Origin of the sequence: Ensifer sp. Root127, assembly GCF_001425225.1 — a bacterium.
Classification (GTDB): domain Bacteria; phylum Pseudomonadota; class Alphaproteobacteria; order Rhizobiales; family Rhizobiaceae; genus Ensifer; species Ensifer canadensis.
Genome location: NZ_LMDX01000001.1, coordinates 641482 through 667394, shown reverse-complemented (window position 1 = coordinate 667394; position 25913 = coordinate 641482). Strand labels below are relative to the sequence as shown.

23 protein-coding genes are annotated in these 25913 nt (G+C 63.2%); 16 read left to right on the top strand and 7 right to left on the bottom strand.

The window, feature by feature from the left end:
• Nucleotides 1–36: 36 nt before the first annotated feature.
• A complete protein-coding gene (locus ASD03_RS03165; protein WP_025426061.1) occupies nucleotides 37–657 on the top strand; it encodes a hypothetical protein in 621 nt (206 codons plus the stop codon).
• Between the two features lie 3 nt (nucleotides 658–660).
• On the top strand, nucleotides 661–1140 hold the full coding sequence (locus ASD03_RS03160) for a GNAT family N-acetyltransferase (protein WP_025426062.1): 480 nt from the start codon (nucleotides 661–663) through the stop codon (nucleotides 1138–1140).
• Nucleotides 1141–1152: 12 nt separating this feature from the next.
• On the opposite strand, the gene ASD03_RS03155 is transcribed toward ASD03_RS03160, so the two are convergent.
• On the bottom strand, nucleotides 1153–1602 hold the full coding sequence (locus tag ASD03_RS03155) for a nucleoside deaminase (protein WP_025426063.1): 450 nt from the start codon (nucleotides 1600–1602) through the stop codon (nucleotides 1153–1155).
• A gap of 73 nt (nucleotides 1603–1675) precedes the next feature.
• Between ASD03_RS03155 and ASD03_RS03150 the strand changes: the two genes are divergently transcribed.
• The 3 genes from ASD03_RS03150 to ASD03_RS03140 are packed head-to-tail and all read left to right on the top strand — an operon-like array spanning nucleotide 1676 to nucleotide 5196.
• Nucleotides 1676–3685, top strand: a complete 2010-nt coding sequence (locus ASD03_RS03150) for a pseudouridine synthase (protein WP_025426064.1) — start codon at nucleotides 1676–1678, stop codon at nucleotides 3683–3685.
• Nucleotides 3686–3691: 6 nt separating this feature from the next.
• The gene (gene rsmD / locus ASD03_RS03145; RefSeq protein WP_025426065.1) at nucleotides 3692–4252 is read left to right on the top strand and encodes a 16S rRNA (guanine(966)-N(2))-methyltransferase RsmD; all 561 of its coding nucleotides are present in this window, start codon (nucleotides 3692–3694) and stop codon (nucleotides 4250–4252) included.
• Between the two features lie 59 nt (nucleotides 4253–4311).
• Nucleotides 4312–5196 carry a patatin-like phospholipase family protein gene (locus ASD03_RS03140; protein ID WP_025426066.1) on the top strand — a complete coding sequence of 295 codons (885 nt, stop codon included), beginning with the start codon at nucleotides 4312–4314 and terminating at the stop codon, nucleotides 5194–5196.
• A 114-nt stretch (nucleotides 5197–5310) separates the two neighbouring features.
• On the opposite strand, the gene ASD03_RS03135 is transcribed toward ASD03_RS03140, so the two are convergent.
• Nucleotides 5311–7146, bottom strand: a complete 1836-nt coding sequence (locus ASD03_RS03135) for a monovalent cation:proton antiporter-2 (CPA2) family protein (RefSeq protein ID WP_025426067.1) — start codon at nucleotides 7144–7146, stop codon at nucleotides 5311–5313.
• 161 nt (nucleotides 7147–7307) lie between these two features.
• Here ASD03_RS03135 and ASD03_RS03130 point away from each other — a divergent pair, with 161 nt between their 5' ends.
• The 5 genes from ASD03_RS03130 (at nucleotide 7308) to ASD03_RS03110 (ending at nucleotide 11960) form a co-directional block, all read left to right on the top strand.
• The gene (locus ASD03_RS03130) at nucleotides 7308–8654 is read left to right on the top strand and encodes a TldD/PmbA family protein (RefSeq protein ID WP_025426068.1); all 1347 of its coding nucleotides are present in this window, start codon (nucleotides 7308–7310) and stop codon (nucleotides 8652–8654) included.
• A gap of 61 nt (nucleotides 8655–8715) precedes the next feature.
• The gene (locus ASD03_RS03125) at nucleotides 8716–9531 is read left to right on the top strand and encodes a 3'(2'),5'-bisphosphate nucleotidase CysQ (RefSeq protein WP_025426069.1); all 816 of its coding nucleotides are present in this window, start codon (nucleotides 8716–8718) and stop codon (nucleotides 9529–9531) included.
• Nucleotides 9532–9588: 57 nt separating this feature from the next.
• Complete coding sequence (locus ASD03_RS03120; protein ID WP_025426070.1) at nucleotides 9589–9825, top strand: DUF4170 domain-containing protein; 237 nt, start codon at nucleotides 9589–9591, stop codon at nucleotides 9823–9825.
• A 91-nt stretch (nucleotides 9826–9916) separates the two neighbouring features.
• On the top strand, nucleotides 9917–11230 hold the full coding sequence (gene waaA / locus ASD03_RS03115) for a lipid IV(A) 3-deoxy-D-manno-octulosonic acid transferase (RefSeq protein ID WP_025426071.1): 1314 nt from the start codon (nucleotides 9917–9919) through the stop codon (nucleotides 11228–11230).
• Nucleotides 11231–11255: 25 nt separating this feature from the next.
• Nucleotides 11256–11960: an HAD family hydrolase gene (locus tag ASD03_RS03110; protein WP_025426072.1), complete on the top strand. Its 705-nt coding sequence runs from the start codon at nucleotides 11256–11258 to the stop codon at nucleotides 11958–11960.
• Nucleotides 11961–12015: 55 nt separating this feature from the next.
• Here the strand turns inward: ASD03_RS03110 and ASD03_RS03105 are convergent, their stop codons facing one another.
• A complete protein-coding gene (locus tag ASD03_RS03105) occupies nucleotides 12016–12513 on the bottom strand; it encodes a DUF2938 domain-containing protein (protein WP_025426073.1) in 498 nt (165 codons plus the stop codon).
• A gap of 143 nt (nucleotides 12514–12656) precedes the next feature.
• Here ASD03_RS03105 and ASD03_RS03100 point away from each other — a divergent pair, with 143 nt between their 5' ends.
• Entirely contained in the window at nucleotides 12657–13322 is a 666-nt protein-coding gene (locus ASD03_RS03100; protein ID WP_038575925.1) for a metalloregulator ArsR/SmtB family transcription factor, read from the top strand.
• Between the two features lie 160 nt (nucleotides 13323–13482).
• Complete coding sequence (gene lpxK, locus ASD03_RS03095) at nucleotides 13483–14523, top strand: tetraacyldisaccharide 4'-kinase (protein ID WP_025426075.1); 1041 nt, start codon at nucleotides 13483–13485, stop codon at nucleotides 14521–14523.
• A 70-nt stretch (nucleotides 14524–14593) separates the two neighbouring features.
• Here lpxK and ASD03_RS03090 read toward each other — a convergent pair whose 3' ends face one another.
• Together ASD03_RS03090 and mutL are read right to left on the bottom strand one after the other, a co-directional pair.
• Nucleotides 14594–14827, bottom strand: a complete 234-nt coding sequence (locus tag ASD03_RS03090) for a DUF2093 domain-containing protein (RefSeq protein WP_025426076.1) — start codon at nucleotides 14825–14827, stop codon at nucleotides 14594–14596.
• A gap of 97 nt (nucleotides 14828–14924) precedes the next feature.
• Nucleotides 14925–16733, bottom strand: a complete 1809-nt coding sequence (gene mutL / locus ASD03_RS03085) for a DNA mismatch repair endonuclease MutL (protein WP_025426077.1) — start codon at nucleotides 16731–16733, stop codon at nucleotides 14925–14927.
• A 308-nt stretch (nucleotides 16734–17041) separates the two neighbouring features.
• Between mutL and ASD03_RS03080 the strand changes: the two genes are divergently transcribed.
• Both ASD03_RS03080 and ASD03_RS03075 read left to right on the top strand, forming a co-directional pair.
• Nucleotides 17042–18766 (top strand): response regulator, encoded by a 1725-nt coding sequence (locus ASD03_RS03080; protein WP_025426078.1) that lies wholly within the window; start codon nucleotides 17042–17044, stop codon nucleotides 18764–18766.
• A gap of 265 nt (nucleotides 18767–19031) precedes the next feature.
• Nucleotides 19032–20378 (top strand): EAL domain-containing protein, encoded by a 1347-nt coding sequence (locus tag ASD03_RS03075; RefSeq protein WP_225906253.1) that lies wholly within the window; start codon nucleotides 19032–19034, stop codon nucleotides 20376–20378.
• 21 nt (nucleotides 20379–20399) lie between these two features.
• On the opposite strand, the gene ASD03_RS03070 is transcribed toward ASD03_RS03075, so the two are convergent.
• Nucleotides 20400–21332 carry a LysR substrate-binding domain-containing protein gene (locus ASD03_RS03070; RefSeq protein WP_025426080.1) on the bottom strand — a complete coding sequence of 311 codons (933 nt, stop codon included), beginning with the start codon at nucleotides 21330–21332 and terminating at the stop codon, nucleotides 20400–20402.
• Between the two features lie 90 nt (nucleotides 21333–21422).
• On the opposite strand from ASD03_RS03070, the gene ASD03_RS03065 reads away from it, so the two are divergent.
• Entirely contained in the window at nucleotides 21423–22973 is a 1551-nt protein-coding gene (locus tag ASD03_RS03065) for a trimethylamine methyltransferase family protein (RefSeq protein WP_025426081.1), read from the top strand.
• Nucleotides 22974–23068: 95 nt separating this feature from the next.
• Nucleotides 23069–25117: an NADH:flavin oxidoreductase gene (locus tag ASD03_RS03060; RefSeq protein ID WP_025426082.1), complete on the top strand. Its 2049-nt coding sequence runs from the start codon at nucleotides 23069–23071 to the stop codon at nucleotides 25115–25117.
• 60 nt (nucleotides 25118–25177) lie between these two features.
• Here ASD03_RS03060 and ASD03_RS03055 read toward each other — a convergent pair whose 3' ends face one another.
• Complete coding sequence (locus ASD03_RS03055; protein ID WP_025426083.1) at nucleotides 25178–25819, bottom strand: PRC-barrel domain-containing protein; 642 nt, start codon at nucleotides 25817–25819, stop codon at nucleotides 25178–25180.
• Nucleotides 25820–25913: the final 94 nt, after the last annotated feature.

Sequence of the window (25913 nt, the reverse complement as noted above, 5' to 3'; positions counted from 1 at the left end):
CCGCGCACGTGACGGTGGCCGGCTAGAAGGAATTTCATGGAAATGACGCGAGAGTTGCGACTGTTTGCTAGCGTTGCCGCCATTATGACGAGCGGCCTGGTACTTTCCGGCTGCATCGGCGGTCCGACCTACGGCACCGACAAATCGGCTGGCGAGCAGTTGATCGACGATCTCGGAAGCGCTGTGAGCTTTACCCCGACGAAGCGTGATCCGGTCAAGTACCAGCCGCGCCCCGGCCTGGTGCTGCCGCCTACCGGCCAGCAGACCGCCCTCGTGGAGCCGCAGAAGTCGCTCGCCAGTCGCGAAGCCAATCCGGAGTGGGTCGAATCTCCGGAAGAGGCGCGCAACCGTCTGCGCGAAGAAGCCGACGCCAACAAGGACAACCCAAACTACGTCTCGCCACTCGCAAAGGCCAGCGCCAATGGCCGCCGCCTTTCGGCCAAGGAGCAGCAGCAAGCCTATCGCGACGCGCGCAAGATCGAGATGGGTGCCTACGCCGACAAGCGCCGCTTCCTGAGCGATCCGCCGCTCGAATACCGCCGCCTTCCGGAAGCTTCGGAAGCCGACCTTGGTGAGCCGGAAAAGCTCAAGGAGCGCCGCCGCAAGAAGGAAGCGCAGATCAAGAATTCCGGCAGCAAGTGGTACTGGCCCTTTTAAACCATGACGATCAGCATTCGCGACGCGCGACCGGAAGACGCGGAAACCATCCTGCGCTTCATCACAGAACTGGCCACCTACGAGAAGGCGCCCGACGAAGTCGAGGCGACGGTCGAGCAGTTGCAGGCCTCGCTCTTTGGCCCGGATGCGCTCACCCGTGCGGTGATCTGCGAGAAGGACGGAAAGCCGGCTGGCTTTGCCATGTGGTTCTACAACTACTCCACCTGGCAGGCGCGCAAGGGGCTTTATCTCGAAGACCTCTACGTAACGCCGGATTGCCGCGGCTCCGGCGCGGGCAAGATGCTGTTGAAGCATCTCGCCAAGATCGCCGTCGAGGAAGGCTGTGGTCGTTTCGAATGGAGCGTGCTCGATTGGAACGAGCCGGCAATCCGCGTTTACGAAGCCGTCGGCGCCGAACCGATGTCGGAGTGGACGCGCTACCGGCTTGCGGGTGCGGCGCTAGAGTCTTTCGCAGCCGGCTGAGAGTTCGCTCACTTAGCGTTTCCCGGCAAAAAAATCCCTGAGAATGTCAGCGGCTTCGCGCTCGGCAAGCCCGGAATAGACATCGGGCACGTGGTGGCATGTCGGCGAGCCGTAAAAGCGCACGCCGCTATCGACCGCGCCACCCTTGGGGTCTTCGGCGCCGTAGTAGAGGCGACGGATGCGGGCAAAGGAAATCGCTGCCGCGCACATGGTGCAGGGCTCCAGGGTGACATAGAGGTCGGCGCCCGTCAGCCGTTCGTCGTTGAGCACCATGGACGCTTCGCGGATCGCAACGACCTCGGCATGGGCGGTGATATCGTTGAGTTCGCGGGTTCGGTTTCCGGCGCGCGCGATGATCTCGCCGTTGAAAACGACGACGGCGCCGATCGGCACCTCGCCACGTTGGCCCGCCTTTTTGGCCTCTTCGAGGGCCGCATCCATGAAGCGTGTCGTATCAGCCATCGCTCAAACAATAATTTCTCTTAACCCACGGGCTCCGACCTGATAGGACAGCCGCAAAAGGCAGGCAACACAAATGACATCCAAAGACAAGCCCACGCGGCCTGGCGGCAAGCCCGCTGGCCGGGACAAGAAACCTCAATTCGCTGGCAAGAAGGCGGCAGCGCCTGAAGCCGGTGCCTCGCGGCCGCCCAAGGCAGGCCCGAAGCCCGCCGCCGCAAGCAGCGACGAGCCGCAGCGCATCTCCAAAATCCTGGCGCGCGCCGGCGTTGCCTCGCGCCGCGATATCGAACGCATGATCATGGAAGGTCGGGTGAAGCTCAACGGCGTCATTCTCGACACGCCTGTTGTCAACGCGACACTGGCCGACAGCATCGAAGTCGACGGAAATCCGATCCGCGGCATCGAGCGCACCCGTCTGTGGCTCTACCACAAGCCGGCCGGACTGGTGACCACCAATGCCGACCCGGAGGGCCGCCCGACGGTCTTTGACAACCTGCCGGACGAGCTGCCGCGCGTTCTATCGATCGGCCGCCTCGACATCAACACCGAAGGCCTGCTGCTTTTGACCAACGACGGCGGGCTTGCCCGCGTGCTCGAACTTCCGTCGACCGGCTGGCTGCGCCGCTACCGCGTGCGCGCCCATGGCGAAATCGACCAGGACGAACTGGACAAGCTGAAGGACGGCATTGCCGTCGACGGCGTGCTTTACGGCGGCATCGAAGCGACGCTCGACCGTGTGCAGGGTTCGAACGTCTGGATCACGATGGGTCTGCGCGAAGGCAAGAACCGTGAGATCAAGAACGTGCTCGGCGCGCTCGGGCTCGACGTCAACCGCCTTATCCGTATCTCCTACGGCCCGTTCCAGCTCGGCGAATTGCCGGAAGGCCATGTGCAGGAAATCCGTGGCCGGACGCTGCGCGACCAGCTCGGCCCGCGCCTGATCGAAGACGCCAAGGCGAACTTCGACGCGCCGCTCTACAACGATCAGTCGGCAACCCTTCCTGGCGAAGCGCCGGAAGGCGAAGCCTCCGACACCCGCAAGCCCGAGCGTGCCAACCGCTGGGAAAAGCCGGAAGACAAGCGCGAGCGCGCGCTTTCCCGTCTTGATACCCGTCGTGACGACCGCCGCGACGGTGGCCGTGGCAAGGATGGGCCGCGTGGTAAGGAAGGTCCCCGCGGCAAGGGTGGCCCCCGCGAAGAGCGCGGCGACGCCAAGTTCGAGGATCGGCCGAAGCGCACGCCGGCGCAACGCGCCCGCACGGCCAATGTGTGGATGGCGCCCGGTGCGCGTCCGCTGGCCGAGAAGAAGCCGAAGTCCGCTGAAGGCGATGCCTCGGCAACGCCGGCCCGTCGCGAGCGCCCGGATGGCGCTCCGAAGACCAAACGCTACGGCCGCACGAAGGATGGATTTGCGACGAAGTCATCCGGCAAGTTCGATCCCGACCGCAAGGGCGGTGCGCCCAGGGACTTCGACCGTCCGGCTTCCGCCGCACCGGTCAAGCGCCGGGATGAAGAGGGCGAATGGATCAGCGCCAGCGAACCCGCACGCCGCGGCAAGGATGAAGGCCGTGATGGCGGCTTCGGCCGGCGCAAGTCGGGCGATGCCGGAGACCGCAGGTCGCGCGATCACGGTGATCGTCCCCCGCGTCGCGAAGGCGGCGATCGGCCGGCCCGTTCAGAAGGAGGACCGCGCAGCTTCTCCGACAAGCCGCGGTTCCCGCGCGCTGAAGGCGACCGGCCTGCACGTCGCGAAGATGGCGACCGCCCACGTGGCGATCGGCCTGCCCGCGCCGAAGGTGGTCCGCGCAGCTATTCCGACAAGCCGAGAACCCCGCGCGCCGAGGGCGATCGTCCGCCACGCCGCGAAGGCGGTGACCGCCCGTTCGGCGATAAGCCTCGCGGTAAGTCCTTCGGTGGCAAGCCATCCGGCGGCAAATCCTTTGGTGAACGCTCGGGTGGTCCGCGTGGCGGCAAGCCCGGTGGCGGAAAACCGGCTGGCGGCGGCGGCAGGCCCGGTGGTGGCGGCCGTCCCGGTGGCGGTGGGCGCCCGGCCGGCGGCAAGCCGCGCGGCAGAGGAAACTAAGCGGTCGTGCGCATTGTCGGCGGAGAGTTCCGTGGCCGCAGTCTGGCTACGCCCAAGTCGAATGATATCCGTCCGACCACCGACCGGACGCGCGAAAGCCTGTTCAACATCCTGAGCCATTCGTATCCGGAGGCTCTCGATGGCACCCGGGTGCTGGATCTTTTTGCCGGCACCGGAGCCGTGGGCCTCGAGGCCCTGTCGCGGGGGTGCCGTCAGGCACTCTTCGTCGAACAGGGCGTCGAGGGCAGGGGTCTCCTGCAGAACAATATCGAGGCGTTCGGCCTGCAAGGTCGCGCCAAGGTCTTCCGCAGGGATGCGACCAGCCTCGGTTCCGTCGGCACGATGGAGCCGTTCCACCTGGTCTTTGCAGATCCACCCTACGCGATGGGATTGGGAGAGAAGGCGTTGGCGTCGGCGGCTCTCGGCAATTGGCTGGTTCCGAATGCCCTTGTCGTGCTGGAGGAGCGTGCCGACGTTCAGCCTGCGCCAACAGCCGTTTTCGAGCGGCTGGACGTCAGGGTGTTCGGCGATACACGCATGCATTTCTACCGCTTCCGTGGCGTCTGACGTCACACTTTTGATTCGCTTGCAAAGTTAGACTGCCGGCTGAACTGAGGTGCAGGTCGATGAAGCAGGACGTTTCCACCGCGGATATTTCGCCGGTCAGCGCGAGCGAACCGTCGGTCGCGCTGGCGCTTGGCGGCGGCGGTGCCCGCGGGCTCGCCCATATCCATGTCATCGAGGCTTTCGACGAGTTGGGCATTCGCCCTGTTGTCATCGCCGGCTCGTCGATCGGCGCCATCATGGGCGCCGGTATGGCGGCGGGCCTCAGCGGCAAGGAAATCCGGGAACACACGCTTGCGACGGTTGGCCACCGCCGCGAGGTCGTCAATCGCCTGTGGCAGTTGCGACCGGCTAGCTGGTCGGAAGCGATGACCAACGGCTTTCGTTTCGGTCAGTTCAACATCGAGCGCGTCTTGAAGGCGTTCCTGCCCGAAGCCATCCCCGCGACGTTTTCAGAACTGGATATTCCGCTCAAAGTTGTCGTTACCGACTACTATGGCCAGACCGAGCACATCTGCGCGACAGGCGACCTGCAGAAGGCGCTGGCGGCGTCCGCAGCCCTGCCTGCGGTCTTCATGCCGGTCAAGATCGACGGCCGGGTGATGATCGATGGCGGCATCTACAATCCCATCCCCTTCGATCATCTTCGCGGCCTTGCTGAGATCGTCGTCGGCGTCGATGTCGTCGGCGGCCCGGACGGTGATGGCGAGACGATCCCCAGCCGCATCGACAGCCTGTTCGGCGCCAGCCAGCTGATGATGCAGTCGATCATCGCCATGAAACTGAAGGAAGGTGCGCCGGATATCCTGCTGCGGCCGGATGTCGGCCGCTATCGGGTGATGGATTTTCTGCGCGCAAAGGAAGTCCTGGCGGCGACCGCCGGCATCAAGGATCAGTTCAAGCGGACGCTTGAGGAGCGAATGAAGGTGGCCGGCGTCTCCGGATAAGGCTGTCGGCCGGTCGCCGTTTCTGTTAGAGCGACAGAGCCGCAGAAACGCTCTATCTCCCTATTTTAACACATTGCCTGACGGAAAACCGCTTCGCCTTTTCCTGGAAATGTTCTAGGCGCTTTCCCGCTCGTCAGCCGGCAATCCCGGCAGGATGCTCTCGCCCGTTTCCGAGGAATGATCGACGTCGCGCTTGGGCTTGACCAGCGGCTCGGGACGCACGGGCTGCGAATGCAGCATGTCGCGCCCGGCGGTGATGCCCTCTGCCTCCTGCAGCACCAGGCGGGCCTCGTCGCGCTTGCGGATATCGTCCATGATGGCGAGCGCCTCTTCGTTGCCGACGCCCAGCGCCTCCAGCGTCTTTCGACCGAAGAGCAGGCCGGACTCGAAGGTTTCGCGCAGCTCGTAGTCGACGCCCTTCGCCCTCAGTTCGAGCGTATGCAGCCGGTCGTAGGATCGCGCGAAGATACGGGCGTCCGGATATTCGGCCTGAACCAGATCGACGATCCGGTCGGTCGTTTCCTTCTTTTGCGTGCAGATGGCGATGAGCTTCGCCCGCTCGATGCCGGCGGCACGCAGCACGTCGAGCCGGTTGCCGTCGCCGAAGTAGATCCGGAAGCCGAAGGTCGCCGCCTGGCGAACACGCGCGGCCGAGTGGTCGATGATCGTCACGTCGCGACCGCCGGCAAGCAGGATCTGCGCGGCGATCTGGCCGAAACGCGAAAAGCCGATCATCAGCACGTCGGCATCAGCACCTTCGAAGTCCTCCTCCATTTCGTCGGCCATCTCGTCCTGTTCGCGCATGAGGCGCGGGGCGAGCATGGAGGCGATCGGGGTCAGCGCCATCGAAAGCGTAACGATGGCGACGAGCAGCGATGCGCTGCCCGGCGAGAAGACGCCAGCGACCGCTCCAGCAGTAAACAGGACGAAGCCGAATTCGCCGCCTTGCGGCAAGAGCAAGCTGACGCGCACCGCATCGTTGTGATGCGAGGCGGCCAGGCGGCAGAGCCAGTAGAGGATGAAGCTCTTCACCAGCATCAGCAGAGGTACGGCAACAATGATCACCAGGTAATTGTCGATGATCACGTCAAGTTGCAGCGACAGGCCCACGGCCATGAAGAACAGGGCTTGCAGGATGCCGCGAAAGGGCTCGATATCGGCCTCAAGTTCATGGCGATAGGAGGATTCTGCCAGGAGCACGCCGGCAAGGAAGGCGCCCATGGCCATGGAAAGGCCGGCCATCTGCATCAGCGTTGCCGCTCCCATGACCACCAGCAGGGCGGCGGCAATCATCACGTCGCGCGCGCCGGTTCGGGCGATGATCTGGAACAGTGGGTTGAGTAGATAGCGGCCTGCGGCCACAAGGACCGCAACCGCTGTGATGGCGATGGCAAAGTCTTCGAGTGGCGGCGTCGTATCCTCCGGCGCTTGCGCCGCCAGAAGCGGGATCAGCGCAAGCAGCGGGACAATCGCCAGATCCTGCAGCAGAAGGATCGAGAAGGCGCGTTGGCCGAAGCGCGTATTGCGGTCGTTGCCCTCATCGAGAATCTGCATGGCAAAGGCCGTGGACGACAGCGCTAAGCCGAAGCCGGCGACGATGCTTCCGGCATGATCGAGCAGTCCGGTCAGGGCGATCCCGTAGGACAGGACCACACCGGTGATGAGGACTTGCGCCGTGCCGAGACCGAAGATGTCGCGCCGCAGCTGCCAAAGCCGCGACGGCTTCAGTTCCAGCCCGATGATGAAGAGCAGGAAGACGACGCCGAGTTCGGAACCGTGCAGGATCTCTTCGCCATCGGTGATGCTCTGGGCAACCGGGCCGATCAGGATCCCGGCCGCGAGATAGCCGAGGATCGTGCCAAGCCCGAGACGCTTGAACAGTGGCGCCGCGATGACTGCGCCCCCGAGCAATATCAACGCCTGGGAGTAGATGATCGGGGTCGTCGTCATGCTGATTGCTTTCGATATGGCCTCGTCCTGCCCAGGCAGGCAGAGGTTTCGGCGGGAGTGTCATTGCAGTGTATGGGGCAGTGTATGGGCGGGAATCATGCCAATGCCCTTGATGCATGCTTCAGTGCACAATAAATGGGGCAGGAATGAAAGGCCACATCATGTCAGAAACGATCGATTCCGCCTCCCTCGAAAAACGCGCCGCCGAACTGGTGGATCTTGCCCGCAAGGCAGGTGCCGACGCCGCTGACGCCGTCGTCGTTCGCGGGCGCTCCCGTTCCGTCTCGGTTCGCCTCGGCAAGGTCGAAGCAACCGAAGCATCCGAAAGCGACGACTTCTCGCTGCGCGTCTTTGTCGGCAACCGCGTCGCCAGCGTTTCGGCCAATCCCGGGTTCGACCTGAAGGTGCTCGCCGAGCGGGCCGTGGCGATGGCCAAGGCATCGCCCGAAGATCCCTTCGCTTCGCTTGCCGATCCGGACCGGCTGGCGAAATGCTACCCGGATCTCGAGCTTTTCGACGATCGCGAAGTTTCGACGGACGCCCTGACCGAGGCGGCACTCGCCGCGGAAGAGGCTGCCCTTGCGGTGTCTGGTGTCACCAACTCCAGCGGCGCAGGTGCCTCCGCCGGCATGGGCGGGCTCGTGCTCGTGACCTCGCATGGTTTCTCCGGCTCCTACATGGCGACCCGCTTCGGCCGTTCGGTGAGCGCGATTGCCGGCGAAGGCACGAAGATGGAGCGCGACTACGACTACGACAGCCGCATCTACTTCGACGAATTGCGTGCTGCCGAAGAAATCGGCCGGCTTGCGGGCGAGCGTGCCGTCGCGCGGATCAACCCCCGCCAGGTGCCGACTGCCAGGAATGTCACTGTTGTTTTCGATCCGCGCATGGCGCGCGGCTTCGTCGGGCATATCGCCGGCGCCATCAACGGCGCATCCGTCGCGCGCAAGACCAGTTTCCTGCGCGATATGATGGGCAAGCAGGTCATGAAGGCCGGCCTGTCGGTGACGGACGACCCCTTGATCGTCCGTGGCTCCTCTTCGCGTCCGTTCGACGGCGAAGGCGTCAGCGGCTCCAAGCTGACGATGGTCGAGGATGGCGTGCTGAACCATTGGTTTCTGTCGACCTCCGCGGCGCGCGAACTCGGTCTTGAGACCAACGGCCGCGGCGTGCGCGGCGGCCCGACGGTCAATCCGGCTTCCACCAACCTGGCGCTCGAACCGGGTTCGGTTTCACGCGAAGACCTGATCCGCAGTGTCGGAACCGGCTTCTACGTGACCGAGCTGATCGGCCAGGGCGTCAATATGGTGACCGGCGAATATAGCCGCGGCGCCTCAGGCTTCTGGATCGAGAACGGTGAGCTGACTTTTGCCGTGTCCGAGGTCACGATCGCGTCCAACCTCAAGCAGATGTTCATGGCGATCACGCCGGCCGACGACATCGACAGGAAGTTCGGCGTTGCCGCACCGACACTCGCCATCGAAGGCATGACGCTCGCCGGCCTCTGAGCTGCTGACGTCGATGCCATGACAAAAACGTTCGGCCGTATGCCGACGCATAAGGATTTGAATGTCAGACAAAGCACCATCGATCGCGACGTGGAAGGAGGATCTGGATCTGATCCTTTCCGCCGCGATCGCCGCCGGCGAAACGGCTTTGACTTACTTTCGGAACGAGCCCGATGTGCGCTGGAAAAACGAGGGGCGTTCGCCGGTCAGCGAGGCCGATATCGCCGCCAACGACATCCTTAGGGACCGCCTGCTGGGCGCCCGGCCGCACTACGGCTGGCTGTCGGAAGAGACGGACGACGATGAGAGCCGTCTCACCCGCGAAACGGTCTTCGTCATCGACCCGATCGACGGTACCCGCGCCTTCATCGCCGGCAAGGATCTCTGGTGCGTCAGCGTCGCTGTCGTCCACCGTGGCCTGCCGGTTGCCGGTGTGCTCTATGCGCCGGCGCTCGACGAGCTGTTTCAGGCAACCGTGGATGGTCCGGCGCTGAAGAACGGTGCGGGCATTCGCGTGCGCGACGTCCACGATGGCGAAGCGCTGCATGTGGCGGTCGCCGAAGACGTCGTCTCGGCCCTAGCACCGTCCTATCGCAACGGCATCGTGCGGGTACCGCATGTGCCTTCGCTCGCCTACAGGCTGGCAATGGTTGCGGACGGGCGGATCGACGGCACGGTGGTCAAGAAGAACTCACATGACTGGGATCTCGCCGCCGCCGACCTCATCCTCGAAAGGGCGGGCGGGGCGCTCAATACGCTTGAATCTCGGGCCCTGTCCTACAATCGCCCCAATGTCGTTCATGGGCTTCTTTGCGCGGCGTCGAAGGCGACGTTGCCGGGATTGCTTGCTGCCTCAAGGACCCTTGAGGGCCATTGACCTTTCTGGCCGAATGCCGCAAACCAACGCCCATACCCTAAAAAAAATGGAACTCCAATGGCTCACGACTCCGAGAAGAAACAACGTCTGCATTTGGTCTTTGGTGGTGAACTGACCACACTCACCGATGTTCATTTCCGTGACCTGGACAAGCTCGATATCGTCGGCATTTATCCTGACTACGAAAGCGCCCACATTGCCTGGAAGTCGAAGGCCCATATGACCGTCGACAACGCCCATATGCGTTATTTCATCGTTCACATGCATCGCCTGCTCGATCCGGAAAACGATTGATGCCGATGCCTTGGGCATGCGTGGCGCGTTCCCGCGCGCGCGCTGCGTCTGACCTTCGCCCGAGCTTTCCATTGGGCTGGGGATTGAGGCCATGAGCAGCTTTCGCGCCCGGCTGGCGCTCTCCAGCTATCGCTGGATTGGTTCGGCGATCTATCCGTTCGTGTGGTCCTATCTTGCCCTGCGCGCTGCGAAGGGCAAGGAGGACCCGGCGCGCCGCCGCGAGCGTTACGGCCATGCCAGCGTGCCGCGTCCGCAAGGTCCGCTCGTCTGGTTCCACGCTGCAAGCGTCGGAGAGACCAATGCGGTCATCCCGCTGATCAAGGAAATCCATCGCCGCGGTATCAATGTCGTGCTGACGACCGGCACGAAGACGTCGGCGCGGGTCGCGGCTGGGCGTCTGGGCGAGGCGGTCATTCACCAATACGTGCCGCTCGATTTCAAGCCGGCGGTCAATCGTTTCCTCGAATACTGGCAGCCGGATCTGGCCATCATCGCCGAATCCGAGATCTGGCCGATGACCATCCTGGAACTTGGGCGACGCCATATCCCGCAGGTTCTGGTCAACGGCCGCCTGTCCGACCGCACATTCGCCCGCTGGAAGAAACGGCCGGCGCTCGCCGATGCACTGTTTGAGAACCTCGCGCTCGTCATCGCCCAATCGGATGTCGATGCCGAGCGGTTTCGCACGCTCGGTGCTCTGCCGGTAATGGTATCGGGTAACCTGAAGGTCGATACCGACGCGCCGCCGCACGACCCGCAGGCGTTGAAGGAATATCGCCAGCAGATCGGCACGCGCAAAACCTGGGCGGCGATCTCGACCTTCGACGGCGAGGAAAATGCTGCCGGCGTCGTGCATCGTGCCCTCAAGGAGCGCACCGGTCTGTTGACCATCGTCGTGCCGCGGCACCCCGAGCGCAGCGATGCGATCGAGGCGGCGCTAACGGCCAAGGGGCTGAAAGTTGCGCGTCGCACCCGTCGCGATCCGCTGACATCAGACGTCGATATTTTCCTTGGCGACACGATCGGCGAGATGGGGCTCTATCTGCGCCTGACCGAGGTGGCCTTTGTCGGACGCTCGCTGTTTGCCGAAGGCGGGCAGAATCCGCTGGAGCCGGCAATGCTCGGCTGCGCCGTTCTTTCGGGTGGCAACGTCCAGAATTTCCGCGAGACCTACCAGATGCTCGCCAAGAACGGCAGCGCCAAGATCGTCCGCGATACCGAGATGCTGGCAAAGGGCGTCAACTACCTGCTCGCCAACGACGACATGCGTCGTTCGATGATCGATGCCGGCCTCGAAACCGTGCAAGAGATGCGCGGAGCGCTGTCGGCGACGATGAAGGGGCTCGAGCCCTATATCAATCCGCTCGTCGTCAAGGCGCGGCTCGAACCGCGCAACGACATCTGACCACACCGGGAGACGCAAGATCACCATGAGCGCACCGACAGCCATCGCCGGTATCCTGTTCGACAAGGACGGAACGCTGCTCGACTACGCCAAGAGCTGGGTGCCGGTGAACTACGAACTGGCGAAGATCGCAGCCAAGGGCGACGAGGGCCTGGCCCGCACCCTGCTCAAGGCCGGCGGCATGGATCCGGACACCGGCCATGTGTTGCCCGACAGCCTGCTTGCCGCCGGCAACACCGTCGAGATCTCGACCGGGTTCGTCACCGCCGGTGCGCCGTTTACCGTGGAAGCGTTGACGACGCTGCTTGACGGGTTGTTTGCCCGTTCTGCCGAGTACGCGGTACCGGTCACCGACCTCGGGTCGTTCTTCGCCGGTCTGCATGCCAAGGGCTATCGCCTGGGTGTCGCATCCAGCGACAACGAGCGCTCGATCCGCGAAACCGCCAGACGCTTTGGTTTCGACGGCTATCTGCATTACGTCGCCGGCTACGACAGCGGCTACGGTGTCAAGCCCGAGCCCGGCATGGTGCTCGGCTTCTGTGCCGCGACGGGGCTTGATCCGCAGCAGGTCGTGGTCGTCGGCGACAACAATCACGACATGCACATGGGCCGCAACGCCGGCGTCGGCATGACCGTCGCAGTGCTGACGGGCACCGGCTCGCGCCAATCGCTCGCCGATGCCTCTGACCATTGCCTGGCTGATATCACCGAGCTTGAAGCCGTTCTCTAGGTTTTGCCGAGCTGTATTTCCTTCGTTGCCGCTCTCACGAGTTTCAAGCATGGTCCTATGATCGCCAGAGGACCGATAAAGCCAACGCCGAGAGATAGAGCCCGAAGCCGAATGCCGCATGTGCGAGCAGGCTGCGCAGGCGGGCAATGTTGGGGCTCGGCGTTTTCGAGGCCGCGATGCCCGCGCCCATACCCGGCTGCATCAGGAAGAACGGTGCGACCACGGTCGCGAGGCCGACAATGAGTGCCGGGACAAGCGTCGGCCGCTCCGCCCAGTCAGTCCCCCAGATCAGCAACAGAAGTCCGGCGAAGACTACGCCGATCGCATAATGTGCAGTCCAGCCGATCAGCCGCTCGCTACGGACGGGTGCCGCTGCTGCGATACGCTGGTGCAGGAAGCGGCCCTGCGGAAAATGTCCGATCCAGCGGCCCACCATGCCGTAGTCCAGGGAAGGTATGCCGAGCAAACGTTTCACCGCCACCGCCCAGAGATCCATGACCGCAGTCGCACCGATCCCGATCAGGATGGCCTGCAACACCAGATCCTTTTCCATATTCGTATCCTCTCACATCATCTTCATGGCCGCTGCATCGACAGATCGCGCACATGCGGGCGTTCGATCTGTCATCTGACAAGTCAAAGCATCATTCAATTGAGTAATTGAATGAGTCATGGAGAAATGCTAGGCTTCTGTCAATGACCGACCTTCAACTCCATATCTTCGAGGAATTTGCCGAGCTTGCCCGCACGCTTGCGAGCCCCCAGCGCCTGCTCCTGCTCGAGCATATCGCCCAGGGCGAGCGCTCGGTGGAGCGTCTTGCTGAGCTCGCCGGCCTGAGCATCGCCAACGCGTCGCAGCATCTGCAGCAGTTGCGCCGCGCCGGTTTTGTCGAGACCCGGCGGGATGGCAAGCGCGTGCTTTATCGGCTGGGTGCCGGCCCGGTGATCGGCCTGCTCTCGGCCCTGCGTCAATATGCCGAGCACAATCGCGCTCAGATCCGCGAACTCGTCGCCGATCGCCTCGACCGACCGGACCGCCTCGAGGCGATTTCGCGCGAAGAGTTGCTGCTGCGGATGCGGGGAGGGGACGTCACGCTGCTGGATGTGCGGCCGCAGGACGAATTTTTGTCGGGTCATCTTCCCGGTGCGATCAATATTCCGATTGCGGAACTCGAACGACGCCTTGCCGAACTGCCTGAAGGAGGCGAGATCGTCGCCTATTGCCGCGGGCCTTACTGCGCCTTGTCGTTTGACGCGGTGAGGGTTCTGCAAGGCAACGGCTTTACCGTCCGCCGGCTTGAGAGCGGGTTCCCGGATTGGAAAGCAGCCGGCCTTGCTGTGGAAAGCCGGGACCTCAGCTAGACGACAAGTCTGACGCAACAGGCATTGTCTTGTGCCGCTTGCCTTTTTCCGCGTTCTGACGTTTTTTGTCGGCAGTTACGCCGTCGCCGGTTTTGGCCAGCGGCAGCCAAGATGTGCATCGTCCTTCCCGGAAGGACCAGACGGGGCCACGGAAACAAAGATGGTATCGGAAGCGCCGCCGTTCTGGTGGACAAAGGCGGATTGGCGTGCGCGGGCTTTGTGGCCGTTTTCCTGGATCTATGGACGTATCGCCGGCCTGCGCATGGACCGCGCTCGCCGAGCGTCCGTTCCGGTCCCGATCATCTGCATCGGCAATTTCACGGTCGGCGGCGCCGGCAAGACGCCGACGGCGATCGCGCTTGCGCGCGCCGTCAGGGCCAAAGGCCTGAAGCCGGGTTTCCTCAGCCGCGGCTATGGCGGTTCGCTTGATGTGACGACGATCGTCGAGCCTGAACACCACAGGGCACGCGATGTTGGCGACGAGCCGTTGTTGCTGGCGCGCGAGGCGCTGACGGTTGTGTGCCGTCGCCGCGTCGATGGTGCCCGCCGGCTGGTGGCCGAAGGCGTCGATATCATCATCATGGACGATGGTTTCCAGAGCGCGCGGCTGGCCTTCGATTTTGCGCTGCTCGTCATCGATTCCCGCCGCGGCATCGGCAACGGTTACCTCGTGCCGTCAGGCCCGGTGCGCGCGCCGATTTCCAATCAGTTGCGCCATGCGACCGCGCTGTTGAAGATCGGCAACGGCGCCGAGGCGGATGCCTTGATCCGTCGCGCCGCCCGGGCCGGCAAGCAGGTCTACCAGGCGGAGGTCGTGCGGCTCGACGACGGCTCGCTGAACGGCGTGAGAGTGTTGGCCTGGGCCGGTATCGCCGACCCGGAAAAATTCTATCGCACCGTACGGGAAACCGGCGCCGTCATCGAGGAAACCCGCAGCTTCCCCGACCATCATCATTTCTCAGAGGACGAGATATCGGACCTTCTCGACCGGGCCGCAGCACTCGGCTGCACGCTCGTGACCACGGCCAAGGACATGGTTCGCCTGGAGCCCGGCCACGGCCGGGCAGCGGAACTGGCTCGGGCAAGCCGGGTGATCGAAATCGACGTGCACTTCGACGATCCGTCGGCACCGGCAAAGATCGTGACAACCGCGCTGTCGGCCGCGCGCACCCGCAAGCTGCGGGAAGCGGAACAGAAGTAAGGCTGGATTTGGCCGTTAGAGCGTTTTTGTCGCCAGCGGAGCCATGGGAAGGCCCTCCTGACGGAAAACGTTAGCGGCGCTGGTTCGGCAGGGCGCCTGCGCGCTTTTCCGCTTCGAGCGAGGCTTCCGCGTCGACATAGGGCTGCTGACGGGCAACGCTCCAGTAGCGCAGTTCGTCCACGGGAATGGTCTTGCCCGTCATCGCGCAGATGACATGCGAGCCAGCAAGGACGATCTGAAAGTCGCCGTCGAGATAACGGACCTTCGCTTCGCGCGAGGCGCTTCCTTCAAACCGGTTCATCATTTTCTGGGCCTGTTCCGTCTTCGTGGTCTGCTGTCTGATCTAGCCCGACGCCCGGTAAAATGCCAGTGCATTTCGCCGCGCCGGACCGCTCCCGGCATCAGCTCCTGCCGAACAGTCGCTCGATGTCGGAGAGCTTCAGCTCGATATAGGTCGGCCGGCCGTGATTGCATTGGCCAGAGCCCGGCGTTGCTTCCATCTGGCGCAACAGTGCGTTCATTTCCTCAGTCCGCATGCGGCGGCCGGAGCGGACGGATCCATGGCAGGCCATGGTCGCGGCGAGATATTCAAGCCGGCTGGCGAGCCCGTTGGCCGTGTCCCATTCGGCAATCTCGTCGGCGAGCTGGCGCACGAGGCCGGCGGCATCCATCTCGCCCAGCATGGCCGGCGTTTCCCGCACTGCGATGGCGCCAGGTCCGAAGCGCTCGATGCCGAGGCCGAGGCGACCCAGTTCTTCCGCATGCGTCATCAGCCGGTCGCAATCGTCTTCGGAAAGATCGACGATTTCCGGGATCAGCAGCGCCTGGGCGGCGACAGGCTTCGAATGCAGCGCCGTTCGCATGGTTTCGAAGACGAGACGTTCGTGGGCGGCGTGCTGGTCGACGATGACAAGGCCGTCCTGCGTCTGCGCGACGATATAGTTTTCGTGAAGCTGGGCGCGCACGGCGCCGAGTGGAAACGATTGCGGCGCCAGCGCGTCCGCAACGGTCCGGTCAGGCTCTGCCAAAGGCGACGCCGTGCGGGCCGAGGGTGCGGAGAAGGCAGAAAAGCTTGCCTGCGGCGTCTCGGACAGGCCGCGCACGATGGTCTCGAAATGCGTCGGCCGGTAGGGCGAGGTTTCCGCGCTCCAGGGCTGACGCGGCCGGAACTGCTCGGCGCGGAACGCCTGCATCATTCCGCTCGCTCCGGTCGTCGATGCCCGGTCACCCTCGCGGGCCAGGGCCTCGCGGATGGCACCGATGATCAACCCGCGGATGAGGCCCGGATCGCGGAAGCGAACATCCGATTTCGCCGGATGCACGTTGACGTCGACGAGTGCCGGGTCGAGCGCGATCGACAGCACCGCCACGGGATAGCGGCCATGCGGGATCGTTTCGGAATAGGCTGCCCGAATGGCGGAAAGCAGTTGCTTGTCCTGAACCGGACGGCCGTTGACGAAAACATATTGCTGCAGCGAGTTGCCGCGGTTGTAGGTCGGCACCCCGGCAAAGCCGGTCAGCTGAATGTCCTCGCGCTCGGCATCGATCTCGATGGCGTTGTCGCGGAAATCCTTGCCGAGCACCTGCGCCATGCGGGCGAGCCGGTCGTCGCCCGTCGCCGGAAACTCCAGCGTCGTCCGGTCAGATCCCGACAGCACGAAACGCACCTTCGGAAAGGCGATCGCCATGCGACGCACCACATCCGAGATCGCCGAGGCCTCGGCCTTTTCCGACTTCATGAATTTGAGCCGGGCGGGGGTCGCAAAGAACAGGTCGCGGACTTCGACGACCGTGCCGGTATTGGCGGGCGACGGGCGGACGGGGTCCGTCCTGCCGCCGGCAATGGAAATGACGGCACCCTCGCTAGCGCCTGCCGTTCGAGTGGTGATCGAAAGCCGGGAGACCGATCCGATCGACGGCAGAGCCTCGCCGCGAAAGCCGAGTGTGCGGATATCGAACAGGTTGTCGTCGAGCTTCGACGTGCAGTGCCGCCTGACCGCCAGCTCCAGATCGGCCGGCTGCATGCCCGCGCCGTTGTCGGTGACGCGCAGCAACGTCTTGCCGCCACCGGCGGTGGCGATTTCGATCCGGGTCGCACCGGCATCGAGCGCGTTTTCGATCAGTTCCTTGGCGGCACTGGCCGGGCGTTCGATGACTTCGCCGGCGGCGATCTGATTGATGAGGGTCTCGGAGAGCTGCTTGATGGCCATGCTCTATTTTCCCGGATTCGGCGACGGAACGGAAGTGGAAATACAGCTCTGTCCCCGCCTCGTGCCTTCTATTATTGGGCTTTGGTTGTGCAACCCATTGGTGCACCAAAAAATGAGACGGAGATTTAATTGCCCCTTAATATTCTGCTGCGATTTTCCACAACAACCTGAATGATCACGGGTTTTGTCTTTGGAGCACCGCGGCGTTGCTGGACGTCGTGTCACCCCCGCTCGAAGAGACGCCTTCCAAGGCCATCCCAGCATGTCCCGAAATGAAACCGCCGCAGGGGGCGAGTGAGGACAGCGCAATGAACGATGGGGCGCCGAACGGCGCGGACATCAACAGGATCATTCTTGAGTCGAGCTGCGATGCGCTCGGCTCAGCGATGGTTGTCTGCGGCCGGGACGACACCATCCTCTTTGCCAGCCGCACCATGCTGCAGTACTTCCCCGTTCCCTCCGAGATGCTGTTGCCGGGAACGCGATTGCGCGATTTCCTCGGCGCCGTCTACGACACCGGAGTTCGCCCCGGCACAGTTCCCGAAAACAGCCGTCGTCGGACGAACCGCGAAGACTGGATTGCCGAGCATATGGCGCTGCACTGGCGCGAGCGCTACGAGAATGTCGAGCGCGCCGGCCGCACGCGCTGGGTTTCCATGCGCAAGCGTCGTCTTTCCAACGGTATCGGCATCCTTTCGATCACCGATGTCTCCGACCAGAGGAAGCGTGACGAGCAGTTGCAGACGGACCTCGAGCGGGTCGAACTGACCGAAGAGATCCTGGATGTCCAGCCCAATCCGATCTGCGTCAAGGATCGCAACCTCAACTACATCGCGGTCAACAAGGCGTTCTGCCTAATTCACGATCTCTCGCAGGACGCGATCCTCGGTCGTTCGGCCTGGGATCTGGTCGACAGCGAACTTGCCGAACGTTTCGAGCACTCCGATCGGCGCGTGCTTGAAACCGGCAAGCCGCATTCGGAAGCGGAACATATTGTCCGCGCTGATGGCAGCGACCTCTGGGTTCTCACCCGCAAGTATCGCGTTGGCATGCCAGGCCGCCATTTCGTCGTGACCTGCATGAGCGACGTGACGGATATCGCCGGCTGGTACAATGGCTCCGAGGATGGTTCCGCTCCCTCCGGCGGTCTCCAGATCAACGACTACAGCATTTTTGCGCCGGCCCAGAATTTCTACGATCCGTTCCGCGCGCTGAACGTACAGCAACTGGTCGAGGCGGGCTCGATGATCGAGACCCTTCCGGCGCGCGGTTTGCGCGTTCTGCTTGCCTCTGCCGATCGGCTGACGGAAGATCGGCTGGTTGCGCGTCTGCGCGGCTCGGGCCTTGAAGCCTGTGCGGTGCGCAACCTCGATGAGTTGACCGCCTTCGGCATGGCCGCCGAAAGCGCCGGCGTGAAGCTCGACATTCTGCTGCTGGATGGTGCTTTTCCGGATGGGCAGCATATTCCGGGGGCCTGGCGCAATTGCCCGGTCGTTACCGTCGAATCCGATCAGGATGCTGCCGCTGTTCTGACCGAGGTTTTCCGTGTTTGTGCCGAGCGCCCGCAGGCCTCGCCGCTCCTACAATCGGACTGGTCGATCTCGTTTGAGGACGAGGGCACAGCGTCCGTGCCGGTTTCACAGGTCGACGTCCTCGTTGCCGAAGACAACCAGATCAACCAGTTCGTCTTCACGCAGATCCTGGAAGGGCTCGGCGTCTCCCATCGCATTGCTGCCAACGGTCGCGAGGCCGTCGAACTCTGGCATGAGCTTCAGCCGGCACTGGTCCTCATGGATGTGTCCATGCCTGTCATGAACGGCTTCGATGCGACCGTTGCCATTCGAACAGCGGAAAAGGCGAGAAACGACAGAACGCCAATCATCGCCGTGACCGCTCAGGCCCTCGATATCGATCTGGAGCAGTGCAAGAGGTCGGGCATGGATGATCACATCATGAAGCCGGTTAGCCCCGACATGATCGAGGCCGTGCTGCGAAAATTCATGCCGGTAATGGCCATGCGAACGGCAGGTTGAACGGAATTCGTGTCAACTCGCTAGAATTGGGGATGTCGATGGCAGATCTTGGAGCGAGGCGATATCGGATTGTTAACCCCCGATTGCGATCTTCTGCACCGTATTGCCAAAAAGTGTAGAGCCCCTCCGGAATGCATCGCAGCCCCACAGCCGTCAACGTCGGAACTTCGCCGGAAGCGCACCGCCGCTTCGCGGACCGGCTTGCCTTGTCGGCCGACCGGCACGGACGGGCGGGTTCTTTTGAGATCCAGGGGCTTGGCCGATGATGTCGGGCGAAACTCCCTATCATCGCATCGGCAGGGAGGCTCCGGCTATCGGCGGCTCGGTCGATCTGTTGACCGGGCTCGGCAACGCGCGCCAACTCCGCAAGACCGTTTGCGATCTGGCTGAAGAGCGCGCCAGCGATCCCGCTCCCTTTACCATCGGTCTTGCCAATATCGATGGGTTCAAACCGATCAACGATCTGTTCGGCCCGCGAGCCGGCGACGAGATCCTCTGCCAGGTTGCCCATCGGCTGCAAGCCTGTGCACCTGAAGGCGCGACAATCATTCGCTCCGAGAACGACGAATTCGCTTTCGTCCTGCCGCTCGTCTTCGAGCGCAAGGGTGCGGAGAAAGTCGGGCAGATGTTGAAAGAGGTGCTGTCGGCGCCCTTCGATCTCGGCGATCGCAACGTCCGCCTTTCCGCTTCGTTCGGCTTTGCCGTCTATCCTTTTGCCGGCGAGGTCTTTGAAGACCTGCTGAAGAGCGCCGATACGGCGCTTTATCGTTCCAAGCGCCGCGGCCGCGGCCAGATCACCGTCTATTCCCAGGAAATCGCCCAAGAGATGAAGCGCGCGACGCAGCTCGAACAGGCGCTGCGCAACGCGATCATCGCCAACGAGGTCGACGTGCACTTCCAGCCGATCGTCGATCTGCGCAACGACGCGGTCGTCGGTTTCGAAGCCCTGGCCAGATGGTGCGACGCCGACCTCGGCTATGTCTCTCCAGCCGTGTTCGTACCTTTGGCAGAAGAGCGCGGCTTCATCGAATCGCTGGCCGAGACGCTGTTGCGCAAGGCCGCCCATGCGGCACTCGCCTGGCCGAAGGAGCTGTTCCTGTCGTTCAACCTGTCGTCGGCACAGTTGATGGACCCGGCGACCAGCACGCGTCTCCTGACGATCATCAACCAGATCGGTCTCGACCCGCGACGGTTGGAACTGGAGATCACCGAGACGGCCGTCATGGCTGACGCGGAGACTGCCCAGAAGATCGTGACTGAGCTTCGGGCAGCCGGCGTGCGCGTCTCGCTCGACGATTTCGGCACGGGTCAGTCGAGCCTTGGGCGCCTTCGCGACTTCTCCTTCGACAAGGTCAAGATCGACCGTGCCTTCGTGTCGCGGATTTCCGCCGACCGGGCCTCCGAGCATATCATCAAGGCGATCGTGTCGATGTGCGAAGGCCTGGAACTTGAGGTCGTCGCCGAAGGCATCGAGGATTTTTCCGAAGCGTTGAAGCTGAAGGCGCTCGGCTGCGGCATGGGCCAGGGCTACTTCTACGGCAAGCCGGCCGACGCTGTCGCGACGATGCGCTACCTCTCGGACCGCTATCGCGGCGTTGCAGCTCAGCTTTAGACCCTGCCGCAATAGTGGGTTTCAGTCCTTGGCGCTCTCGGCCCGGTTTCGCGTACCTTCCGCCAGCAGCCAATCCCTGACCCGTCGCGCCTGACTGTTCAGCTCGCGTGAGCGCGGCCAGACGACGTAAAACGCCAGTCCGGTCTTCAGCACGTGACCGCAGACCGGCACCAGTGCACCGGAGCGAACCTGCGGATCGGTCAGGTGCTCCCAGCCAAGCGCCACCCCTTCGCCTGATAGCACCGCCTGGATCACCAGGACATAGTCGTTGATGGCGAGACGACGCGCCTGAGGCGGGTAGGGAAGGCCGGCGCTGGCGAACCATTCGGTCCAGTCGCAGGCGCGCCGGACCGGTTCTTCCAGATGAATGAGGTTGTGGCGCAGCAAATCGGCAGGTTTGCTTGGCAGTCCATGCTGCTCGATATAGGCGGGCGTCGCCACCGCATTGACGACTTCCTCGGCCAGAAGTGCTGCATGGTAGCGCGGCCAATGGCTCGGATCGCCGCCGCGGATGCCGAGCGGGATCGGCTCCTCGTCGAGGTCGAGATCGCGCACGCTCGTCTGGATCCTCAGATCGATCTCCGGCAGATCCTCGCGCATGCGGTTGAGGCGCGGCAGCATCCACATCGAGGCAAAAGCGGTCGATGCCGCAAGCGTCACATTAGTCTCGCGCCCCTTGGAGCGAATGTCTTCCGCCGACTTCTGGATCCGTGACAGACCGACGGATACGTCGGCGTGGAATTTCTCACCAGCCTCCGTCAATTCGACGGCGCGATGCACGCGGTGGAAGAGCGGTACACCCAGCTGCTCTTCCAGCCCGCGAATGGCGTAGGAGACGGCCGCCTGCGTCATGCCGAGCTCGTTGGCGGCTCGGGTGAAATTCTGATGACGGCCGGCAGCCTCGAACACGATGAGGCTGGTTGCAGACGGGAGCAGGCGGCGTAGATTTTCCATAACTTAGGCTTATCGCATGGCTCAATTTTTTCCAGCGTTACAACGTGATTTTTCGTCAATACCATCACCTCAAATGATGGGAGGACGGCGATGGAAATGGTGGCTGTGGAAGCGGGCGAAGCACCGAGACGGACACGAGGATCAAGGCCGCAACGCGGCGGTGTCAGCGCCAAGAGCCTTGGCGTCCCCTACATCGTCCGCAATATTCCGACCTACGATATCCTGAGCGAAGAAAACCTGCTCCGAATCGAGAAGGTCGCCGACCGTATTCTTGCCGAAGTCGGCATCGAGTTTCGCGATGACCCGGCATCCCTTGATCATTGGAAACGCGCTGGCGCCAAGCTGGACGGCGTGCGGGTGACGTTCGAGCCCGGCATGCTGAAGGAGATCGTGCGCTCGGCGCCGCGCCAGTTTACCCAGCATGCCCGCAACCCCGTCCGCAGCGTCGAAATCGGCGGCAACAATGTCGTGTTCTCGCCAGCCTACGGCTCTCCTTTCGTCACCGATCTCGACAACGGCCGGCGTTACGGCACGATCGAAGACTTCCGCAATCTGATAAAGCTGGCGCAGTCGAGCCCCTGGCTGCACCATTCCGGCGGCACCATCTGTGAGCCGGTCGATGTTCCGGTGAACAAGCGCCATCTCGACATGGTCTATTGCCACATCAAATATTCCGACCGAGCCTTCATGGGCTCGATCACCGCCGAGGATCGCGCCGAAGACTCGATCGAGATGGCGCGCATTGTCTTCGGGCACGATTTCGTCGACGCCAACTGCGTCATTCTTGGCAACGTCAACGTCAATTCACCGCTCGTCTGGGACGGAACGATGACGAAGTCATTGCGCGCCTATGCGCGGGCAAACCAGGCGGCTGTCATCGTGCCCTTCATTCTCGGCGGCGCCATGGGTCCGGTCACCAATGCCGGAGCGATCGCGCAATCCTATGCCGAGACGCTGGCCGGCTGCGCCTTGACCCAGCTGGAGCGCAAGGGCGCGCCTGTTATCTTCGGCAACTTCCTGTCGTCCATGTCGCTGCGTTCGGGGTCGCCGACCTTCGGCACGCCGGAGCCGGCGATCGGCAGCATGGTGATCGGCCAACTGGCACGGCGCCTCGGCCTGCCGCTGCGCTGCGCCGGCAATTTTTCCAATTCCAAGCTGCCAGACGCGCAAGCGATGCAGGAGGGCGTCATGTCGATGCTGTCGGCGGTGCATTGCGGCGCCAATTTCATCCTGCACTCGGCCGGCTTCGTCGATGGGCTGCTCGCGATGTCCTACGAAAAGTTCGTCATGGACACGGATTTCTGCGGCGCGCTGCATTCCTACCTCGCCGGCGTTGTCGTCGATGACAACACGCTGGCCATGGACGCCTTTCTGCAGGTTGGGCCAGGCAGCCATTTCCTCGGATGCGATCACACCATGCGCAATTACCAGACCGCCTTCTGGGATTCGGCCCTGTCCGACAACGAGCCTTTTGAAAAATGGACAGAGGAGGGCGGAACCGACATGGCGGCGCGCGCCAACAGGAGTTGGAAGAAGACGCTGGCCGAATACGAAGCGCCGCCGCTGGACGTGGTGATCGACGACGCTTTGACGGACTATGTTTCTCGCCGCAAGAACGGCATGGCGGACGCCTGGTACTGAGCCGACGCCGAGCCTTCTTTGAGAATGCGCATAACAAGAATGATGCCGTGCCACCGGTCCAGCTCAGCGGACAGGCGGTGCTCAAGGGAACAGAAATGACGCTGCCGAAAGACCCACTGCTCCAGCCTTACCGCCTCAAGCATCTGACGCTCAAGAACCGGATCATGTCGACGTCCCATGAGCCGGCCTATTCCGAAGACGGCATGCCGAAGGATCGCTACCGCCTCTATCATCTTGAGAAGGCCAAGGGCGGCATGGCGCTGACCATGACGGCGGGTTCCGCCATCGTTTCGGAGGATTCTCCGCCTGCCTTCGGCAATCTCCACGCCTATTCCGACGAGATCGTGCCCTGGCTGAAGAAGATCGCCGACGACTGTCATGAGCACGACACCGCGGTGATGATCCAGCTCACCCATCTCGGCCGCCGCACCGGCTGGAACAAGGGCGACTGGCTGCCGGTTCTCTCAGCCTCGCCGGTGCGCGAGGCCGCGCATCGGTCGTTTCCAAAGGAGATCGAAGACTGGGATATCGAGCGCATCGTCGGCGACTATGCGACAGCCGCCGCCCGCATGCAGGCCGCCGGCCTTGATGGTATAGAGCTTGAGGCCTACGGCCATCTGATGGACGGCTTCTGGTCGCCTGCCACCAACCAGCGCGACGACGACTTCGGCGGCTCGCTCGACAACCGCCTGCGCTTTACCCACATGGTGCTCGACGCCATCCGCAAGTCCGTCGGGCCGGATTTCATCGTCGGCATGCGCATGGTGGCAGACGAGGATTGGGAGAAGGGGCTTTCGAAGGAAGAAGGCATCGAGATCGCCCGCCGCCTGGCAAACTCCGGCAAGGTCGATTTCCTCAACATCATCCGCGGACACATCGACCATGATGCGCCGTTGACCAAGGTCATCCCGATCCAGGGCATGGCCGCCTCGCCGCATCTCGATTTTGCCGGCGAAATCAGGGCGGCGACCAAATTTCCGGTTTTCCATGCGGCCCGCATCGCCGATGTCGCCACCGCACGCCACGCGATAGCCGAGGGCAAACTCGACATGGTCGGCATGACCCGTGCCCATATCGCCGACCCGCATATCGTCCGGAAAATCGAAGAGGGCCGGGAAGCCCAGATACGCCCCTGCGTCGGCGCGACCTACTGTCTCGATCGTATCTACGAGGGTGGCGGCGCACTCTGCATTCACAATGCGGCGACTGGGCGCGAGGCGATCGTGCCACACGTCATCTCCAGAAGCGAAGGGCCGAAGCGAAAGGCCGTCGTCGTCGGTGCCGGTCCGGCCGGCCTTGAGGCGGCGCGTGTGCTTGCCGAGCGCGGCCATGTGGTCGAGATCATCGAGGCTACCGGCGAGGCGGGCGGGCAGATTCTGCTTGCCCAGCGCAATCCGCGGCGCAAGGAACTGATCGGCATCGTCGACTGGCGGCTGTCGGAGCTGGAGAGGCTTGGCGTGCCGATCCACTACAACGTCTTTGCCGGCGTCGACGATGTTCTGGAGCGGTCGCCCGATCTTGTCGTCGTTGCTACCGGCGGCATCGCCCAAAACCCGGCTCTGGAGGCGGGGGACGAACTGGTTGTCTCAAGCTGGGATATCATCGCCGGTGCGGTGAAGCCGGAGGGACCCGTGCTGCTCTATGACGACAACGGCGCCCATAGCGGCATGACTGCGGCCGAATTGATTGCGCGCGCTGGCGTCGAGCTCGAGATCATCTCGCCCGAGCGCATGTTCGCGCCCGAAGTCGGCGGCATGAACCATGTGCCTTACGCCAGGGCGTTTGCAGATCACAATGTGCGTGTGACGATCAACACCCGCCTCCGGTCGGTTCGGCGGGAAGGCAATGGGCTGGTGGCGACGCTCGGTTCCGATTTTTCTGACACGGCATCGAGCGAACGCCGGGTGGCGCAGGTGGTGGTCGAGCACGGCACCGTGCCGATGGACGATCTCTACCGCGAATTGAAGCCGATTTCTCGCAATCTGGGCGCCGTCGACTACAAGGCGCTGCTTCGCGGCGAAAACCCGATCCCACTGCGCAACCCGGGCGCCGGCTTCGACATGTTCCGCATCGGCGATGCCGTCGCCAGCCGCAACATCCATGCCGGCATCTATGATGCGCTGCGCTACGGCGTGCTTTTCTGAACAAAACGAGCGGCGGTGAAAGCACCGCCGCTCCATCTTCTGGTCGTCTAACGATCCAGCTTACTGCTGGGTACCCTCAGCCGGTGCCGGCTGCATCGGGGTAGCCGGTGCCGTTCCGGTGGTCGAGGAGGTCGTCGACGTGTCAACCGGCTGGTTGGCGAGCTGTTCGGCGACCTGCTGCGCCTTGGTCTTGAACTCGGGAGCCGCCTTCAAGGTTTCGGCGGTTTCCGTCGTCGTCAGCTTCAAGGCATCCGTATTGGCCTGTTCGGAGATCTGAATGCGATCGAACGGGACCGCAACGTTCTTCTCACCGAGGCCCAGGAAGCCGCCGACACCGATCACAGCAGCTACAACGCCGCCATCCTTCTTGATGATCAGGTCGTTAATCTCACCGACATTTTCGTCGCCGGCATTATAGACGGTCTGGCCGACATAGGTGCTGGTCGCGATCTGGTCACTGGCCTGTTCGGTCAGGTACGTTCCGTCAGACTGGGCCGTGACAGCAGGTGCTTCGGTGGTTGCCGGCGGTGTCGTCTGCGCCTGGTCTGCAGGTGCTTCGGCACCCGGAGCCGGCTGAATTTCCATCGTCTGCGGCTCGGCCGGCTTAGGCTGGGTGGCGTCCTGAGCGAAGGTCATCGGCGCGAACGCAACACTCGCGATAAGCGCACCGGCCGCAACGGAAGATACAAGTTTCTTGGTCATCTCAAACTGCCTTTCCTTGACGTTGTCGATCAAGGCGCGGTCCTGATCGTCGCCAGGTTTCCACCGCACCGGTGATACCAAAGCAACGCCTGGC

Excerpts from the sequence above, each read along its gene's own strand:
- ASD03_RS03165 (WP_025426061.1), top strand. The coding sequence starts at position 37 with ATGGAAATGACGCGAGAGTTGCGACTGTTTGCTAGCGTTGCCGCCATT.
- ASD03_RS03160 (WP_025426062.1), top strand. The coding sequence starts at position 661 with ATGACGATCAGCATTCGCGACGCGCGACCGGAAGACGCGGAAACCATC.
- ASD03_RS03155 (WP_025426063.1), bottom strand. The coding sequence starts at position 1,602 with ATGGCTGATACGACACGCTTCATGGATGCGGCCCTCGAAGAGGCCAAA.
- ASD03_RS03150 (WP_025426064.1), top strand. The coding sequence starts at position 1,676 with ATGACATCCAAAGACAAGCCCACGCGGCCTGGCGGCAAGCCCGCTGGC.
- ASD03_RS03140 (WP_025426066.1), top strand. The coding sequence starts at position 4,312 with ATGAAGCAGGACGTTTCCACCGCGGATATTTCGCCGGTCAGCGCGAGC.
- ASD03_RS03135 (WP_025426067.1), bottom strand. The coding sequence starts at position 7,146 with ATGACGACGACCCCGATCATCTACTCCCAGGCGTTGATATTGCTCGGG.
- ASD03_RS03130 (WP_025426068.1), top strand. The coding sequence starts at position 7,308 with ATGTCAGAAACGATCGATTCCGCCTCCCTCGAAAAACGCGCCGCCGAA.
- ASD03_RS03125 (WP_025426069.1), top strand. The coding sequence starts at position 8,716 with ATGTCAGACAAAGCACCATCGATCGCGACGTGGAAGGAGGATCTGGAT.
- ASD03_RS03120 (WP_025426070.1), top strand. The coding sequence starts at position 9,589 with ATGGCTCACGACTCCGAGAAGAAACAACGTCTGCATTTGGTCTTTGGT.
- waaA (WP_025426071.1), top strand. The coding sequence starts at position 9,917 with ATGAGCAGCTTTCGCGCCCGGCTGGCGCTCTCCAGCTATCGCTGGATT.
- ASD03_RS03110 (WP_025426072.1), top strand. The coding sequence starts at position 11,256 with ATGAGCGCACCGACAGCCATCGCCGGTATCCTGTTCGACAAGGACGGA.
- ASD03_RS03105 (WP_025426073.1), bottom strand. The coding sequence starts at position 12,513 with ATGGAAAAGGATCTGGTGTTGCAGGCCATCCTGATCGGGATCGGTGCG.
- ASD03_RS03100 (WP_038575925.1), top strand. The coding sequence starts at position 12,657 with ATGACCGACCTTCAACTCCATATCTTCGAGGAATTTGCCGAGCTTGCC.
- lpxK (WP_025426075.1), top strand. The coding sequence starts at position 13,483 with ATGGTATCGGAAGCGCCGCCGTTCTGGTGGACAAAGGCGGATTGGCGT.
- ASD03_RS03090 (WP_025426076.1), bottom strand. The coding sequence starts at position 14,827 with ATGATGAACCGGTTTGAAGGAAGCGCCTCGCGCGAAGCGAAGGTCCGT.
- mutL (WP_025426077.1), bottom strand. The coding sequence starts at position 16,733 with ATGGCCATCAAGCAGCTCTCCGAGACCCTCATCAATCAGATCGCCGCC.
- ASD03_RS03080 (WP_025426078.1), top strand. The coding sequence starts at position 17,042 with ATGAACGATGGGGCGCCGAACGGCGCGGACATCAACAGGATCATTCTT.
- ASD03_RS03075 (WP_225906253.1), top strand. The coding sequence starts at position 19,032 with ATGTCGGGCGAAACTCCCTATCATCGCATCGGCAGGGAGGCTCCGGCT.
- ASD03_RS03070 (WP_025426080.1), bottom strand. The coding sequence starts at position 21,332 with ATGGAAAATCTACGCCGCCTGCTCCCGTCTGCAACCAGCCTCATCGTG.
- ASD03_RS03065 (WP_025426081.1), top strand. The coding sequence starts at position 21,423 with ATGGAAATGGTGGCTGTGGAAGCGGGCGAAGCACCGAGACGGACACGA.
- ASD03_RS03060 (WP_025426082.1), top strand. The coding sequence starts at position 23,069 with ATGACGCTGCCGAAAGACCCACTGCTCCAGCCTTACCGCCTCAAGCAT.
- ASD03_RS03055 (WP_025426083.1), bottom strand. The coding sequence starts at position 25,819 with ATGACCAAGAAACTTGTATCTTCCGTTGCGGCCGGTGCGCTTATCGCG.